19 protein-coding genes and 1 pseudogene are annotated in these 15,848 nt (G+C 64.3%); 10 read left to right on the top strand and 10 right to left on the bottom strand.

Annotated features, from left to right (window positions below):
- The 3 genes from EN745_RS14640 to EN745_RS14630 form a co-directional block, all read right to left on the bottom strand.
- Positions 1-943 (bottom strand): aminopeptidase P family N-terminal domain-containing protein (locus EN745_RS14640; RefSeq protein ID WP_189363052.1); only part of this gene is annotated, 943 nt, incomplete at its 3' end.
- 83 nt (positions 944-1,026) lie between these two features.
- On the bottom strand, positions 1,027-1,899 hold the full coding sequence (locus EN745_RS14635; RefSeq protein ID WP_126053912.1) for a 50S ribosomal protein L11 methyltransferase: 873 nt from the start codon (positions 1,897-1,899) through the stop codon (positions 1,027-1,029).
- Positions 1,900-1,908: 9 nt separating this feature from the next.
- Positions 1,909-2,487 carry an SCO family protein gene (locus EN745_RS14630; protein ID WP_126053913.1) on the bottom strand — a complete coding sequence of 193 codons (579 nt, stop codon included), beginning with the start codon at positions 2,485-2,487 and terminating at the stop codon, positions 1,909-1,911.
- 211 nt (positions 2,488-2,698) lie between these two features.
- On the opposite strand from EN745_RS14630, the gene EN745_RS14625 reads away from it, so the two are divergent.
- From EN745_RS14625 to EN745_RS14610, 4 genes are all read left to right on the top strand, one after another.
- On the top strand, positions 2,699-3,196 hold the full coding sequence (locus tag EN745_RS14625; RefSeq protein WP_127421591.1) for a cytochrome b/b6 domain-containing protein: 498 nt from the start codon (positions 2,699-2,701) through the stop codon (positions 3,194-3,196).
- A gap of 60 nt (positions 3,197-3,256) precedes the next feature.
- Complete coding sequence (locus EN745_RS14620; RefSeq protein ID WP_127406650.1) at positions 3,257-3,745, top strand: CreA family protein; 489 nt, start codon at positions 3,257-3,259, stop codon at positions 3,743-3,745.
- A 121-nt stretch (positions 3,746-3,866) separates the two neighbouring features.
- Positions 3,867-4,508 carry a DapH/DapD/GlmU-related protein gene (locus tag EN745_RS14615; protein WP_127406649.1) on the top strand — a complete coding sequence of 214 codons (642 nt, stop codon included), beginning with the start codon at positions 3,867-3,869 and terminating at the stop codon, positions 4,506-4,508.
- 253 nt (positions 4,509-4,761) lie between these two features.
- Positions 4,762-5,193 (top strand): low affinity iron permease family protein, encoded by a 432-nt coding sequence (locus EN745_RS14610; protein WP_189347475.1) that lies wholly within the window; start codon positions 4,762-4,764, stop codon positions 5,191-5,193.
- 99 nt (positions 5,194-5,292) lie between these two features.
- Here the strand turns inward: EN745_RS14610 and EN745_RS14605 are convergent.
- Positions 5,293-6,152 (bottom strand): annotated as a pseudogene (locus EN745_RS14605) (SDR family NAD(P)-dependent oxidoreductase).
- Positions 6,153-6,283: 131 nt separating this feature from the next.
- Between EN745_RS14605 and EN745_RS14600 the strand changes: the two are divergent.
- Positions 6,284-6,565: a hypothetical protein gene (locus tag EN745_RS14600; RefSeq protein WP_126053918.1), complete on the top strand. Its 282-nt coding sequence runs from the start codon at positions 6,284-6,286 to the stop codon at positions 6,563-6,565.
- A gap of 6 nt (positions 6,566-6,571) precedes the next feature.
- On the opposite strand, the gene EN745_RS14595 is transcribed toward EN745_RS14600, so the two are convergent.
- Positions 6,572-7,147: a TMEM175 family protein gene (locus EN745_RS14595; RefSeq protein WP_127421590.1), complete on the bottom strand. Its 576-nt coding sequence runs from the start codon at positions 7,145-7,147 to the stop codon at positions 6,572-6,574.
- A gap of 146 nt (positions 7,148-7,293) precedes the next feature.
- On the opposite strand from EN745_RS14595, the gene EN745_RS37010 reads away from it, so the two are divergent.
- Positions 7,294-7,977 carry an MFS transporter gene (locus EN745_RS37010; protein WP_245487730.1) on the top strand — a complete coding sequence of 228 codons (684 nt, stop codon included), beginning with the start codon at positions 7,294-7,296 and terminating at the stop codon, positions 7,975-7,977.
- A complete protein-coding gene (locus EN745_RS37005) occupies positions 7,917-8,501 on the top strand; it encodes a hypothetical protein (protein ID WP_245487729.1) in 585 nt (194 codons plus the stop codon). The genes EN745_RS37010 and EN745_RS37005 overlap by 61 nt, the downstream gene beginning before the upstream one ends.
- A 67-nt stretch (positions 8,502-8,568) precedes the next feature.
- On the opposite strand, the gene EN745_RS14585 is transcribed toward EN745_RS37005, so the two are convergent.
- From EN745_RS14585 to EN745_RS14575, 3 genes are all read right to left on the bottom strand, one after another.
- The gene (locus EN745_RS14585; protein ID WP_127421589.1) at positions 8,569-10,041 is read right to left on the bottom strand and encodes an MATE family efflux transporter; all 1,473 of its coding nucleotides are present in this window, start codon (positions 10,039-10,041) and stop codon (positions 8,569-8,571) included.
- 157 nt (positions 10,042-10,198) lie between these two features.
- Positions 10,199-10,447, bottom strand: a complete 249-nt coding sequence (locus EN745_RS14580) for an Atu4866 domain-containing protein (RefSeq protein WP_126053922.1) — start codon at positions 10,445-10,447, stop codon at positions 10,199-10,201.
- Positions 10,444-10,992, bottom strand: a complete 549-nt coding sequence (locus tag EN745_RS14575) for a hypothetical protein (protein WP_127421588.1) — start codon at positions 10,990-10,992, stop codon at positions 10,444-10,446. The genes EN745_RS14580 and EN745_RS14575 overlap by 4 nt, the downstream gene beginning before the upstream one ends.
- Before the next feature lie 104 nt (positions 10,993-11,096).
- Between EN745_RS14575 and EN745_RS14570 the strand changes: the two genes are divergently transcribed.
- On the top strand, positions 11,097-12,011 hold the full coding sequence (locus tag EN745_RS14570; RefSeq protein ID WP_127421587.1) for a LysR substrate-binding domain-containing protein: 915 nt from the start codon (positions 11,097-11,099) through the stop codon (positions 12,009-12,011).
- Positions 12,012-12,242: 231 nt separating this feature from the next.
- Positions 12,243-13,037 carry a L,D-transpeptidase gene (locus EN745_RS14565; RefSeq protein WP_127421586.1) on the top strand — a complete coding sequence of 265 codons (795 nt, stop codon included), beginning with the start codon at positions 12,243-12,245 and terminating at the stop codon, positions 13,035-13,037.
- A 59-nt stretch (positions 13,038-13,096) separates the two neighbouring features.
- Here EN745_RS14565 and EN745_RS14560 read toward each other — a convergent pair whose 3' ends face one another.
- Positions 13,097-14,563: an esterase-like activity of phytase family protein gene (locus EN745_RS14560; RefSeq protein ID WP_127421585.1), complete on the bottom strand. Its 1,467-nt coding sequence runs from the start codon at positions 14,561-14,563 to the stop codon at positions 13,097-13,099.
- A gap of 208 nt (positions 14,564-14,771) precedes the next feature.
- Here EN745_RS14560 and EN745_RS14555 point away from each other — a divergent pair, with 208 nt between their 5' ends.
- On the top strand, positions 14,772-15,086 hold the full coding sequence (locus tag EN745_RS14555; RefSeq protein ID WP_126053927.1) for a hypothetical protein: 315 nt from the start codon (positions 14,772-14,774) through the stop codon (positions 15,084-15,086).
- Positions 15,087-15,116: 30 nt separating this feature from the next.
- Here EN745_RS14555 and EN745_RS14550 read toward each other — a convergent pair.
- Positions 15,117-15,848: substrate-binding domain-containing protein (locus EN745_RS14550; protein ID WP_127421584.1), on the bottom strand; the 732-nt coding region annotated here is incomplete at its 5' end.

Raw genomic sequence — 15,848 nt, 5'->3', positions numbered from 1 at the left:
TCTTGGTGGCGCGCGGAATGCGGGCTGGATCGGGCGCGGAGACCACCGTACCGCCGTTGCCCTCGACCAAAATCCTCAGCTTCTCAGCCGCCAAAACGGGGTCGAGCGCAATCCTGGCGCCGCCCTTGGCCAGCGCGACAACGGCCGCCTCGAACTCGCCTGGCTCGTGCGGATCGGCAAGCTGGGTGAGATAGGCGGCAACCATGCGCGGGAATTTGCGCTGGTCCATGAAGAGCTGGTGCTTGCCGTCGGCGGCAAGGATCGCGAAACCAAGCGCCAGCGGCGTGTGCGGCACGTCGCCGCCGCGGATGTTGAAGACCCAGGCTATCGACGACGGGTCGGTGAGCACGGCATGCGTCGCGCCGTCCTTGTCGATCGCCGCCCCCAGCCGCGCCAGCTTGTCCTTGGCCAGTTCGCCGGCGAAGCCGATCGGATGAACTTCGACGGGCGCTACAGGCGGCTCGGGCTGATCCTTCCAGATGATGTCGATCGGGTTCTTGTCGAGCGGCACCAGCGTCGCGCCGGACTGCTCGGCCGAGGCCCTCAGCGCCTTGACCTCGCTCAGCGTGTGCAGCCATGGGTCGAAGCCCAAGCGTGCACCCTTGCCGAGATTGTCCTTGATCCAGACGGCAGGCGGGTTGTCGATGAGGCTCTCGATGGCGAAGATGTCGAGATCGACTTCGCTGCGCACCTGCAGCGTGTAGCGCCCGTCGACGAAGACGAAGGCGCGGTCGCTAAGGACGATGGCGACACCGGCCGAGCCGCTGAAGCCGGTCAGCCATTTCAGCCGCGCCGAGCGGTCGGCGACATACTCGCCCTGGTGCTCGTCCGCGCGGGGAACAATGAAACCATCGAGCTTGTTCTCAGCCAACCATTGCCGCAGCAGCGCCACGCGCGGCTTGCCGACAGACGGATCGCCCGCCGAATCGAAGGTCTGGAACATGATGGGCCTCCTCTGTTCGGCGCGACCGTAGCGCATGGCCCCGAAAACCGGAATCGATTCCGGAAGGTCGGATTGGTCCAATTTCAGCGCTTGAGATGGATCGTCACCCAGCCCTCGCGGTGCAGGGTGCGAACGTGGCGGAAGCTCTGGCCGACATAGGCCGAGACCACGGCGTCTCGCTGGCGATCGAGAATGCCGGACAGCACGAGCGAGCCGCCGAGCCTGATGTGCTTCGCCATTTCCGGCGCCAGCCGCATCAGCGGCCGCGCCAATATGTTGGCGACGATCAGATCGAACGGCGCGTGCCTGCTGAAGATCGGGTGGTGGAAGCCCGGCGCGGTCACGGTTTCGACCAGCGCCTTGACGTGGTTGAGGCGGGCATTGGCGGCGGCGACCTTGACCGCGACCGGGTCGATGTCGGTCGCCAGCACCGGGATATGCGCCAGCCTCGCCAGCGCGATCGCCAGCACGGCGCTGCCGGTGCCGAGGTCGAGGGCGTTGCGCGGCCGCTCGCGCCGCACGACCTTCGCCAGCATTTCAAGGCAGCCGGCGGTTGTGCCGTGATGGCCGGTGCCGAAGGCAAGCCCAGCCTCGATCTCGATGGCGAGATCGCCGCTGTGGCGCTTGTCGCGGTCATGCGCGCCATGGACGAAAAAGCGGCCGGCGCGCACCGGCTTCAAGCCCTCCAGCGAGCGCGCTACCCAGTCGATTTCGGGCAGCGTTTCGCGTTCGATCGGCTTCGTCAGCGCCAGGCTGGCAAGAATGTCCTTCACCCGCGCCTCGACCGCATCGACGTCGCCATCGGCATAGAGCGAGACTTCGTGGATGTCGCGATCCTCGTCGACCTCCAGCACGGCAAGCGGCAGGCCCTCATCCTCGAAGGCCGCATCGAGCGCGGCGAAGATGCGATCGGCCTCGATCTTGCCGGCGGTGAAATGGAGCCGCGTCTGCGCCATCGGATCGTGTCAGCCTTCGTTCGCCAGGCGCTTCAGCTTGGCAACGGCGGCGTCGGCGCTTTCGCCATAGGCGATGGTGCCGGAGAACTCGCCCTTGCCATTGAGCAAGAGCACAGAGGCGGTGTGGTCCATCGTGTAGTCGCCGTCGCCGGTGTCGACCTTCTTCCAGTATATGCCGAAGGCCTTGGCCATGGCATGGACCTTGTCGGGGTCGCCGCTGATGCCGACGATGCGGTCGGAGAAATTGCCGACATAGGCTTTCACAACCTCGGGCGTGTCGCGCTCGGGGTCGACGGTGACAAAATAGGCATTGAGGTTCTTGCCCTCGTCGCCCAACGTCTTCAGCCAGCCGGTCATCTCGAAGAGCGTGGTCGGGCAAACCTCAGGGCAGTGCGTGAAGCCGAAGAAGACGACGCTCGGATGACCCCTGAATGCGGCCTCGGTGATCGGGGCGCCCTTCTGGTCGACCAGCGCGAAAGCCCCGCCGTAGGGCTCACCGCCATAGTGGCCGCGGTACCAGTCGAAGGTGAGCCAGCCGATGCCTGCCGCCATCAGGACGAGAATGCCGACCAGGATTGAGCGCATCATCAGGAAATGTCCGTCGTGATTTCATTGGGCGCCCAATCAGGCGCCTTGTCCGAGCAAGTCTTAGCGGGTAGAGGCGGCCGAGGCAAAGATGCCGCGTTGCCGCAACCGGATCGATGCGGCAGTGGCCCTTGGCGGTATATTACCAATCCTTAATTTGACCGGTTTTTCTCCCAATCTATCTTCGCGGTAGACATTTCAGCGATGGACCGACATGCAGGCAGCCTCCTATTCGAAGACCCAGATCTGGCTGCATTGGGGCATCGCCGTGCTGATCCTGGTTCAGTTCCTAGCCCATGACGGCATGGAGCATGTCTGGCGTGCCTTTCGCCGCGGGCAGGAGGCCGCCGCCGGAGATCTGCCGCTGGCCTACATGCATGTCGTGCTCGGCCTTGCGGTGCTCGTTCTCGCGACGTGGCGGCTTTGGCTGAGGGCGACGCGCGGTGTGCCACCGGTCTCGGGCATGGAGGATCCGGCGCTGCGGCTGCTGGCCAAGGCGGCGCATCTGCTGATCTATGCGCTCATCTTCATCGTGCCGCTTTCGGGCGCTGCCGCCTGGTTCCTGCAGGTGCCGGGGGCAGGGCTGGTGCATGTGGTGGGCAAGAACATCCTGCTCTATGTCGTGCTGCTGCATATCGCCGGCGCGCTGGTCCAGCACTTTGTCCTCAGGAGCGACGTGCTGCGGCAGATGTTGAGGTTCCGCCAGGCCTAGCTTGTAAACAAGCCACCTCAGTCCCACCTGAGACCGGCAACTCGAACCGAGGAGGCTTCCTTGCGAAAACTGATCGGCGGCGCGCTTGCCGCATGCCTCGTTCTTGGCGCTGGCGCCGCGGCGGCCGAGGAGGTCGGCAAGGTCGGCGTCGACTGGGTCGGCAACGACATCATGGTCGAGGCAATCAAGGATCCGAAAGTCGAGGGCGTCACCTGCCACGTCGCCTATTTCGATCGCAGCGTCATCGATCGCCTGCACAAGGGCAACTGGTTCGAGGATCCGTCCGATTCGTCGATCTCCTGCCGCCAGACCGGACCGATCACCATCGGTGACATCGACATGGGCGAAAGCGGCGAGGAGGTGTTCAAGCAGGGCATCAGCCTGATCTGGAAGAAGCAGGTGGTGAACCGCATCTACGACAAGAAGAACGAGACGCTGATCTATCTCTCGCATTCACGCCAGGTGCAGAACGGGTCGGCGAAGATGTCGGTCACGACGATCCCGCTCTACGGCCAGAACGTGGTCTGGACCAAGGGCAAGCCGCAATAAGCGGGGCAGGCTCTCTGGGGCTGTTTGTCGGCACGACAATTGCTTCCGCTTTGCAGCAGCAATTGCGCGGGACAATTGCTCCCGCCTTGCGGGACCAATCGCGTGGGGGTAAAGCCGCCCCATGGACCGTGCCGAAAACCTCGTCCTGAAAGACCCTGAGCCGCGCATCCATCCGACCGCGGAACTGAAGGCCTGCAAGCTCGGCCGCTACGCCTCGATCGGCGAGCGAGTGATCCTGCGCGAGGTGACGGTCGGCGATTTTTCCTATTTCGAACGCCACGCCGAGGCGATCTACACGACGATCGGCAAATTCTGCTCGATCGCCGCCAACAGCCGCATCAATGCGCTGGAGCATCCGATCGAGCGGTTGACGCAGCACAAGGTCAGCTACCGGCCGAACGAGTATTTCCGCTGGCTGGGCGTCGACGCGGCCTTCCGGGAGCGACGGCAGGCAAGGTCCGTCAGCATCGGCCACGACGTATGGATCGGCCATGGCGCGGTGATCATGCCAGGTGTCGCCATCGGCAATGGCGCGGTCGTCGGCGCCAACGCGCTGGTCACGCATGACGTGCCGGCCTATACGATCGTCGCCGGCGTGCCGGCCAGGCCGCTGCGTCCGCGCTTCGCCGCCGACATCGCGGCGCGGATCGAACAGCTTGGCTGGTGGGACTGGCCGCCGGAGAAACTGGCGGGGGCTGTTCCCGACATGCAGCAAATGCCGATCGAGTCATTCCTCGACCGCTGGGAAAACGACGCAGCCTAATTTCCGCGGAATAAACCCCTTCCGCCAAGCGGGGGTGGCGCAGCGGAAGGGGTCGGAGGTAAACCGCCGTGAAGCGGAAGGAACAGGCTTTTCCTGCCTGCTCCGGCACTATGGCAATAAACCCATAAGGTGTTTTTTCCTGCGCCTGCGCTTTCCGCGTGTGCCGGATTGCACGGTCCCGATCGGTTCAGGGGAACCGGGAGCGTGCGTTGGCTGTTTCTTCCGGAGTTCGCGCGACAGTCGAGAGATTCCGATGATCGAGAGACTTTTCACCAGGATTGCCAATTGGGTGGCTCATGTGGCCGGTATGCCGCCGACCTTCGCCGCCTGCGTGCTGATCGTGGTCGTCTGGGCGCTGAGCGGGCCGTTCTTCGGCTTTTCCGACACCTGGCAGCTCGTCATCAACACCGGCACCACCATCGCCACCTTCCTAATGGTGTTCCTCATTCAGAACACCCAGAACCGCGACGGCGCGGCGATCCAAGCCAAACTTGACGAACTGATCCGGGTGGGCCGCGCCCACAATCACTTCATTGGCATCGAGCATCTGACTGAATCGGAGGTCGAGGAGATCCGCGCGAAGTGCGAGCGAGCGGCGAAACGGCATGACCGCAAGATCGCCGAACTGGCTGCCAAGAAGGCCGTGGCGGGCAAGAACGGTGCAAGGAAGAAGGCTGCCGCCTGAGCGGGTCCGCCAAAGCGGTTCATCATTTCAATGAAACGCTGAACCGCTCTGTCTCTTGTTTCTGACGCAATTCCGTACGGAAAACTTTCTGGAATTGCTTTAGCGGCTCATGAAGGCCGCGAAAGCGTCCTTGTGGTCCGGATGCCAGCGCGACAGGGCCGGCCGGTTCTCGATGATATCGCCGATCGCCCAGGCCATGCGCTTTTCGTCCATCGGCCGCGCCACCTCATTGTCGGGGCAAAGGATGTAGAAATCGCCGTGCTTGAGCGAGGCGAGCATGAAGTCGATGACCTGCTCGCCGGTCCAGGCGCCGGCCGGCTTCTCGGTCGCGCCTTCGGTCAGGCCGGTATAGGTGAAACCGGGAATGAGCAGGTGAGCCGAGATCCTTGCGCCGGGCTCGTTGCGCAAGGCGTGGGCAAGGCCCTCGGTGAAGGTCTTTACGCCGGCCTTGGAGACGTTGTAGGCGAGGTTGCCGGGCGGCGTGGTGATGCCCTGCTTGGAGCCGGTGTTGATGATCAGGCCGGGTTTGCCCGAGGCCAGCATGGCCGGCGCGAAGGCCTCGACGCCATGCACGACGCCCCAGAAATTGATGGCGAGAAGCCGCTTCCAGGCATCCCGGTTTTCCCACGGTTTGCCGGGATTGTTGCCGACACCGGCATTGTTCATCAGCAGCGACACGTCGCCGAAGGCGCCTTGCGCCGTTTCCGCCAGCCGATCGACTTCGTCGGCGCGGAAACATCCGTGGCGACGGCAAGCACGTCGCCGCCGATCGCGGCGACCGCCCGGCTTGCCTCGTCGAGGCGCGCCCCGCCGATATCGGCCAGCACGATCTTCATGCCCATGGCCGCAAACCTCTTCGCGGCGGCAAGGCCGATGCCGCTGGCGGCGCCGGTGATGACGGCGACGTTGCCGGAGGCGAGGGCCGGGAGGGCGGACTGGAATTCGGCGTCGGTGGTCATGGCAGGGTCCTTGTTCGAGGTTGCGCCGAACTTAACGCCGGATCAGGCTCAGGCAAGTCCGCTTCGACGTTGGCGGGTTGACCGCATGGGCGGCCGCCGCGCATGCTGCCCCAATCGAAGGAGACTGCCGATTGACCGACTGGGCCGAAATCCTGAAGGAGCAGACCGCCACCGGCGACCAGATGGGCCGCGAGGTGCCGAAGATGCTGGCCAATCCCGACATCAGCGAGGCGCAGGTCAAGACACTGTTCTCGGCTTTGGAGAAGCAGGCCGACTTCGTCGAGAAGCTGCGCATGGCGCTGGAGAAGTTCGACCATGACTTCCCCGTCATCAAGGCGGCCGAGCGGCTGGAGGAGCGCTATGCCGACCTCGCGGCGTCGGTGGCTGAAAAGCTGAAGGCGATGCGGACGTAGCGTCGTCTATTTTTCGATAAGCTTCTCGAAGCGCCTGTCCGGCACGAACCAGGTTATCGCCACCGCCACATAGAGGGCGACGCCAATCCACTGGTTGACGAAGGTGAGCAGCACACCAGCTATGTAGATCGCCAGCGAAACCTTGCCCTTCCTGTCTTGGCCCACCGCCCTGGCAAAGGTCGTGTCCGCGCCGTGCAGGTGGCGCAGCTTGGTTACCAGGATCGTGTAGGCGACGGCGCAGAGCGCCAGGTCGGCGCCGTAGACGGCGACCGGCACCGGCGCGAAATGGTTCTCGCCCATGAAAGCGGTCGTCACCGGCATCAGCGACAGCCAGAACAGAAGGTTGAGGTTCGCCCACAGGACATATCCGTCGACGCGCTGCACGGTGTGGAACATGTTGTGCAGATTGTTCCAGTAGATGCCGACATTGATGAAGGACAGGACGTAGCTGAAGAAGACCGGCCACAACGGCGCAAGGGCGGAAAAATCCTCGCCATGCGGCACCTTCAGCTCCAGCACCATTATGGTGATGATGATGGCGACGACGCCATCGGTGAATGCTTCGACCCGTCCTTTGCCCATCGATTCTCCCCTTGAACAGGCGAAGGGTACGAGAGGATTTCGCGCGGCGCCATACTGACCATCCTGTCAGGAGCGTATTGGGCGAGCGGAACGGCCGTCACCACCTACACGTTAGGCGGGCATCCCCCTAAAAGAAGGACGTCGACATGACGACCTACGCTCAAGGCATCACGCGCGACAATGAACTCGGCGGCGGCGCCGCGACCACCGCCGTCGCCGCCATGATCGCGGCGCTGTTTGCCGGCAGCACGGTGCTGACGCCGCTCTACATCATCTACAAACACGCCTTCGGCTTCTCCCAGATGACGCTCACGCTGGTCTATGCCGTCTATGTCGTCGGCAATCTGGCGGCGCTTCTGGTGTTCGGACGGCTGTCGGATGCCATCGGCCGCCGCCCGGCCGCCCTGGCGGCGATGGCGACCGCCCTTGTCAGCGCGCTGCTTTTCCTGTTCGCCGAGAACGTCGCCTGGCTCGATATCGCCCGCATCCTGAGCGGTCTTGGCATCGGCGTCGGCGCGGGAACAGGCACCGCCTGGCTCGCCGAGCTGATCGACAGCGAGGACAAATCGCGCGCCGCAACCATCGCCACCAGCACCAATTTCGTCGGCCTCGGCCTCGGCGCGCTGGTGTCGGGGATGCTTGCCGAATACGCGCCCTGGCCGCTCAGGCTGACATTCGCGCTCTATCTGGCGCTGCTTGCCCTGGTCACGCTCTTGATCTGGCGCACGCGGAAACCGTGTCGCGGCCAGGGCGGCTCTCGGATGTCTCGATGCGGCCACGGCTGTCGGTGCCCGCCGACATCCGCGCGGCCTTCGTGGCGCCGGCGGTGACCGGCTTCGGGGCCATGGCGCTGGTCGGCTTCTACGCGGCGCTGGCGCCAAGCATTCTGGCGCAGCAGTTGCAGGTCACGAATCATGCCGAGGCCGGCGCGCTGTTCTTCGAGCTGTCGATGGTGGCGGCGGCGACCATCCTGCTGACGGTGCGGCTGTCCAGCCGCATCACCATGCTGGCGGCGCTCGCGCTGATGATCCCGACCGTGGTGCTGGTCGTTGCCGCGCAAGTCTATGCGTCCATGGCAATCATGATCGCCGCAACCGCCTTGTGCGGCGTGGCGGCGGCGCTCGGCTATCGCGGCGGCCTGCAGGTGGTGAACCAGATCGCGCCGGACGACCGGCGCGCCGAAGTGGTGTCGGCCTTCTTCATCTGCTGCTTCTCCGGCAACGCGCTGCCGGTGATCGGCATCGGCATCTTGTCGAGCTGGACGAGCGCGACGGCAGCAAGCCTGGCCTTTGCCGGCATGATCACGGTCTTTGCGCTGGTGGCGCTCGGCTTCGGTGCGAGATACGCGCGCTAAGGCGGCTTTTGATAGATTGGCGCAATTCCGGACGGAAAACCGCTGAGCAGTTTTCCTGAAAATTGCTCTAGCCGTTCGGCGCTTCGGGCGCCATGTTCGCGCGCTGGCGCGGCACGCCGAGACCGGTGTCCGGCGGCTCGCCGGCGGCCGGCCTGCCCTCGATCATGTGCATGGTGCGCCAGCCGCCGAAACGGTAGTAGCCGGCGGCCAGCGCCAGTGAAGTGATCGAGCCGGCCGGAAAGCTCCACCAAAGCGCCTCCTCGCCGATCACGCTCCTGAAGAAATAGGCAAAGCCGGTGCGCACGATCAGCACGGAGATCACCAGGATGATCAGCGGCGGCATCACCGCGCCGGTGGCGCGCACGGTGGCGAACAGCACGATGGTGACGCCGAACAGGATGAACGACCAGGACGCGACATTGTTGATGTGGGCGGCGATGTCGATGGCCGCGCTGTCGGTGCTGAGGAACAGGCTGAGGATCGAACGGTCGAAGAAAAACAGCAGGAAGACCAGCGCGCCGGTCAGCACCAGGTTGAAGCCGACGCCCGAAGCCGCGACCTTGCCGATGCGATCCCAGCGCCCGGCGCCGACATTCTGCGCAGCCATCGAGGAGACGGCGGCACCGATGGCGAGCGCCGGCATCTGGATATAGGTCCAGAGCTGCGCGGCGATGCCGTAGGCGGCGGCGACCTGAGAACCGTAGGAATTGACGATGCCCATGACCGTCAGCGCCGCGGCGGAAATCACGATCATCTGCAGGCCCATCGGCACGCCCTTGAAGACGACAATCCTGAGCAGCGCCGGATTGGGCCGCAGCAGGGCGAGGGTGGCGCCGGCGAGCCTCAGCGGATGCTTGCGGGCATAGAGCACGACCAGGATGGCGATCACGCTCACCGTCTGGCCGATCAGCGTGGCGGTGGCGGATCCGGCGATGCCGAGCTCCGGGAACGGCCCGAGGCCGCGGATCAGCAGCGGGTTGAGCACGATGTCGAGGACGACCGCCAGCGCCATGAAGACGAACGGCGTGCGCGAATCGCCGGCACCGCGCAACACCGTCATGACGAAGGACAACAGGTTCATCATCGGCACGGCGACGAAGATGATGCGCAGGTAGGAGCGCGCCAGCGGCAGCGCGTCGGCCGGCGTGCCCAGCGTGTTGAGGATGGCGTCGACCCAGATCCAGCCGCAGACGGCGAACACCACCGAGACGAGGAAGAAGAAGGTGGCGCTGGTGCCGACGATGCGCCGCGCCTCCGGCAGGTCGCGGGCGCCGACCGACTGCGCGACCAGGATGGTGGCGGCCATGCCGATGCCGAACACCGTGCCGAGGATCAGGAACAGCACCAGATTGGCGTTGGAGGTCGCGGTCAGCGCCGCCTCGCCGAGGAAGCGGCCGACCCATACGGCATTGATCGAACCGTTGAGCGACTGCAGCACGTTGGAGCCGAGCACCGGCAAGGCGAACAGCAGCAGCGTGCGCGGGATCGGGCCGCTGGTGAGGTCGCCGGTGCGCCGGCGGGCAGGCGTCTTCTCGTCCATGGTGGGGCACCGAAAATGAATCAGGCCCGCGATCCTATCGCAGGCCTGTTTCGCATACATCCATTTCCGCCAGATCGATGGCCACGCTGCCCGCCGGCTGCGTGAGCCGTATCGGAAAGGCCGGGCGCGAAATTCACGCCTGGTCCCCCTCCACCGTCTATTGCCGATAGAGGATCATGCCGGCATGGTGCAGGATGCCGTCAACGAACTCGCCGTCGGCGGTGAACCCCGTGTCGTCCCAATAGTAGATGTGGCTCGCATTTATCTCGTAACGTCCCTCGTAGGCGCGCTCGCGATTGCCGCGCGCCTCGAGATAGCGGCCGGTTGGCAGGAGTTGATGCCGGATATGGCCATCTGCCGTAACCCACATGCCGACATAGGGATGGGTGGCATCGGACATGCTCATTTGCCTTCCGCCTGCTGCCGATAGAAGCGTGCAATATCCTGCGGTTTGACCACCCGCGCGTAATTCAGCTCCTGACGGATCTTCCCCGCGCCGTCGATGCAGACCCAACCGAGCTGCGAGCGCCCGTCGAATGCGACGACCTCTCCGTCGAGGCGGCTGATCTGCCCGACAAAACCGATTGTCGTGGAGGCGACATCGCCTCCCGTAATCTGATCATCACCGCCGGTGAGCGCGTGGCGAACAGAGCGTGCGCCATTCTGGAGGTTCTCCCAGTTCGCTCCGTAGACAGCGGCGTTGTCGAAAAGCTGTGTCGGGCCGGGTGCGAAATTGTCGTAGAAGACGCCCCGGGGTGCCTTCACATCATAGTAGCGGCTCATCTTCTCGGCGAAGACGAAGGGCGGGTCGCCTTCATTGCGTTCCCACCCCTCCATGATCCACGATTTGTGAAGGGCAAGCGGGGCGTTGCCTCCGTCCAGCGGACAGGGTTGGGCCGCGACTGGCTCGGCCAGGGCCGGCAAACAGGCTGCTAGAAGTAGTGCTTTCATGTCGATCTTCCTTCTGGTTGTCGAATGGCACCAAAAGGTTGGACGAGAATTGATGTTGCGTGTATCTGTCGAATGCTCGACTGGCTGGTTAGTAATGTTTGACAATGCGACTGGACTATAATCTTCTCCCCCTCTTTCTTGCCGTGGCCGAGGAGGACAATTTTCGCGCCGCCGCTGATCGTCTAGGGGTCACCCGCTCTGCCGTCAGCCAGGGAATACGACGGTTTGAAGACGATCTCGGTTCGATGCTCGTCACGCGCACCACCAGGGCCGTGCGCCTGACCGAGGCGGGACAGCGGCTTTATGATGCGCTCTGTCGGCCCATGTCCGATATTGTGCAGGCGCTTGAGGGTGTCGATGGTGACCAATCCCCAAGGGGGAGGCTGAGGATCGCGGTCACCTCGATTGCCGAGCCGTTTTTGTCCGGTCCTTTGTTGACGACCTTTGCCGAAGCGCATCCGCACGTGATTGTCGATGTCACCGTAACGGATGAGGAATTCGACATCGTTGCCGCCGGGTTCGATGCCGGGGTTCGGTTGGGCGAGGTCATCGAGCAGGACATGATCGCTGTGCCTGTCGGTGGGCAAGTGAGGGAGGCTGTCGTCGCTTCTCCCGAATATCTGGTGGCGAATGGCATGCCGGAACATCCCCGCGATCTGGTCCGCCACCGCTGCATTGGTTGGCGCCGCTCGCCGGAAAACGCGCCTTATCGATGGGAATTCGAAGAGAACGGCATTTCCTTCAATGTCGCGGTTGAGCCGCAGATCACCACCAATGATTTGCGCCTCATGCTGCGCAGCGCTCTGGCTGGGGCTGGTATCACCTTCGCTACCGAGGAGACTTTCCGCCCCTATGTCGAGAGCGGCGCGCTCGTCTCCTTGCTTGAGCAATATCTGCCCTCATTCCCGGGCTTTTTTCTGTATTTCCCAAACAGAAGGAATATGGCTCCGAAGCTGCGGGCCCTGGTCGATCACATCAAGGCCGGCAGCCCAGGTGGACGTCGCGGTCGATCGCGCTGACCGACCGTCTATCGCCGCGAGCACCGGCGAACCACCTTGTTCTTGCCGGCTTGTGGAGATCGATGCGACGCCGGAAAATTCCGCCTGGCGCGAAAATCGCTTCACACTTTCGGCATCAAGCCCTGGCGTGCGATTATCCAGTCATGTTCTCAAAGCGTGCGGAATGGGCTATTGATCCCGGGTGCGTGGGGCCGCACTCCTTAATAGATCTTATCGATAGCCGGGGGGATCATGTCCGATACTGTGCTGTTTCCTGAGCGCCTGAACCGGCGCGCGTTTCTCGGTGCGTCCGCTCTGGGTGCCGCCTCCGTGGCTCTTTCGGCCTGCACCACCACCGACGTGGCGCCGCCGCCGGTGCCAGCGCCGCCGCCGCCAAGCGATTCGGCTTTCGGCGCGGCCGAGAGCATGTATGCGGCACGCGTCGACGAGGGCTATCAGCTGCCGGCAATCCCGGTGGCCAAGCTCGATCCGAAGTTCGTGCGCCAGATCGTGCCCGACCCGACCGGCGAAAAACCCGGCACGATCGTCGTCGACACCTCCGAGCATTTCCTCTATCTGGTGCGCGACGGCGGCGAGGCCATCCGCTATGGCGTCAGCCTCGGCAAGGCCGGTTTCGGATGGACCGGCAGCGCCGTGGTTCAGGCGCGAAAGAAGTGGCCGGTCTGGACGCCGCCGCCGGAAATGATCCAGCGCCGGCCGGAACTGGCGAAATACAAGGACGGCATGCCGCCCGGTCCGCAGAGCCCGCTCGGCGCTCGGGCGCTCTATCTCTTCCGCGACGGCAAGGACACGATGTACCGGCTGCACGGCACGCCGGAGTGGGATTCCATCGGCAAGAATGCTTCGTCCGGCTGCGTGCGCTTCATGAACCAGGACATCATCGACCTCTACAGTCGTGTTAACGGCGTCGCGCAGGTCTACGTGCGCCCGAACCTGTCGCCCGCCGGCAAGCTCACGGCCGTGTCGAACAGGACGGCCGAGCCGATCGATGCCGGCGTGCCGAGGGACGCGGAGATCTTGAAGTAGATCATCGGCAAATGGCCTGAAGGCGGACGCGCCCGGCGCGTCCGCCTTTCTGTCTGCAGCTAGTTCGTGGCGAGGTTCGGCAGCGTCACCTGGTAGACCAGGAACATGGTGTCGACATCGGCGCCGTCCTCGGCCTTGTAGGGCGCGCCGACCTGGAAGCCGTCCTGGGTCAGGAAATCGTTGTCGTTAGCGACGAACAAGAAGTAGTCGTCGGGCAGCTTCGGATCGAGCACGCTGACCAGCGACATCGCCTCCCATTTCTCAGAGAGATTGTCCTTGTCGTTCGGCTTGCCATTGTGCAGGCCGAAGCGGCCAAGCTGGGCCTTGTCGTTGATGTCGATGAACGGCGTGAGCTTGGCCGGGCTCACCGACGGATCGAGCACGCCCTTCGGCGCCACCGGTTTGTCGGCGGCGTCGAACGGGCCGCCGGCGATGTCGGTCGCGCCGGACAGGTCGACGATGTTGATCTTGCGGTATAGCGACTCTTCGCCCTTCACGCCCTGGCCGTTGCCGCTGTCGCGCGTCAGCATCAGGAAGCTTGTGTTGGAGAGCGCGACGATCTCGCTCTGGGCCGCCACCTTGGTCTTGTCCTTGGCGTCCTTAAACACCGGCAGCGGCACGACATATTCATGCGCCAGCTTGAGGTGGGCGAGGTCGGAAGCGTCATAGACCAGCGCCCTGGTGTTCTGGCGCGTCGAACCGGAATCACCGCCATCCTGACGCGGCGCCGACTGCAGCACGGCGATCAGGAACTTGCCGTCCGGCGTCAGCGACATGCCTTCCAGGCCCTGGTTGTTCTGGCGGCCGGTCTCGGGATCCTTCGGGTCGGGCTCGGCGGCACCCGGGCCCGGATTGTCGGAGGCGAAGTTCGGCTTGCCGTGGCGCATCGGCACCAGGGCGGCCGGCGGCTGAGTGGCCGACATCAGGCGGCCTTCGGCCGAGAAACGATAGATGTTCGGGCCGTATTCGTCGGAGATGAACATGGTGCCGTCGGGCAGCCGCACGATCGCCTCGTCGTCCAGCGAGAGCTTGCCATTGTCGGCCTGCGGCAGGATCGGCATGTCGCCGGCTGCCGGGCGGACGCCGTTCAGCGGGTCGAGGCCGGTCGCGTCAGCGCCCTTGTCGTCGGTCAATAGCAAGGTGTCGGCGAGCGTCGCCTTGACACCCGACTGTTCCTGGCCGGCGGCGAGCGCCGCGCCCGGAGCGGTCGGTGCAAGCTCGATCGAAATGGTGTTGAGACGGGCGCGGTAATCGGTGGTGCCGACGACGTTGTAGCCGCGATCCGGCAGCAGCCACAGTGAACCCTTGTAGGCGTTTCCGTCGCGCGCCCAGCCCTTGACGTCGATCGCCATGCCGGAACCGGAGCCGAAGGTCTCGCCGAACTTGTCCTTCTGGCTGGCGGGGATACGGCCGACGCCGACCAGGCCCTTGTTGACATAGGCGACGCCATCGGCGAGCGCGGGCGTCAGGGTGGTGAACAGGGCAAGTGTCGCGCCAAGTGCGGCAGTCCGGCTGAGATGTTTCATCGATATCCCCTTGTGACAGAGCATGCCTGAGCGGGTGTCGCATCGACATGCCGCCAGCACCTTCCGCAAGCGGTCTAGGACTCCAACATGATACTTGCGTGACAGGCCGCGCCGGCGCGTGCCCGGAACCATTTTCCAATCGGAACCGTTGCAGGCGAGCCCAGGCATCGCCGCGATCGTCGGTCGAGCCATGGGCTCAGGAGGACAAATGGGTTTCGATCAGTATCACGAGCCGGCGGAGGAATTGACGCAGAAGGTGCGGACCTTTGCCCGCATGATCACATCGCTGATCGAGGAGGCGGAGGCGATCAGTTGGTACGAACAGCGCATGTCGGTGGAAAAGGACGCGCAGGCGCGCGCCATCATGAAGAATGCGCAAGGTGAGGAATTCAAGCACTTCGGCATGAATCTCGAATTCCTGCTGCGTCAGAAGGAAGACTGGCGGGCGGAGCTGAAGGAGATCCTGTTCACCACCGGCGACATCGTCAAGGCTGGCGAGAAGGGCGAGAAGAAGGTGGATTGAGGCCTGCCCGGCCAGCCTTCGGCAATGCTTTCAGTCGCTTTCTCTCGCGATCAGCTCCAGCGGCCAGACCTCGCGCATGATCCGCGCCCCTTCCGGGCCGGCGAAGGCAGGAAGCGATGCGAGCAGCATCTCGGCCAGCCGCCGGCCCATCGGTTCAAGCGCCGGGCGGAAGGCGGTCAGCGCCGGGGAAAAATAGCGGCAGAGCGGGGTGTCGACGATGACGATCACCGCGATGTCATGGCCGGGTCGGATGCCCATTTCGGCGAGCGCCTTGCAGCCGCCGAGCGCCATGGCGTCGTTGTTGAAGATGATGGCGGTGGGCCGGTCTTTTGCCAGCATCACACGCGGCGTCACCTGATAGCCGCCGGCCTCGTTGATGAAGCCGTCGGCGATCAGGGCAGGATCGACCTCGATGCCATGCCGCTTCAAGGCTTTGCGGTAGCCGTCGAGGAACAGGTAGCCGAAATTGAGGTTGAGGGCAGGGCGGATGGCGGCGATGCGTCGGTGGCCGCGCGCCACCAACCTGTCGACGGCGTCGCTGCCGGCCTTCTCGAAATCGAGATCCAGCGAAGGGTATGACTTGCCACCCGAACGGCTGCGGCCGAGCGTGGCGAAGGGAAAGCCTCTCTCGGCCAGATAATCAATGCGCTCGTCCTCGCGCCGTGTCCAGGCCAGCACTACCGCGTCGGCGCGGCGTGTCTCGACCACGCGGCGCCGACGCGGTAGTGCTGGCCTGGACACGGCGCGAGGACGAGCGCATTG

The sequence above is a fragment of the Mesorhizobium sp. M4A.F.Ca.ET.022.05.2.1 genome (assembly GCF_003998845.1).
In the GTDB taxonomy this organism is placed as follows: domain Bacteria; phylum Pseudomonadota; class Alphaproteobacteria; order Rhizobiales; family Rhizobiaceae; genus Mesorhizobium.
The sequence above is the reverse complement of the archived record's forward strand: the minus strand, read 5'-3'. Positions and strand labels throughout refer to the sequence as shown.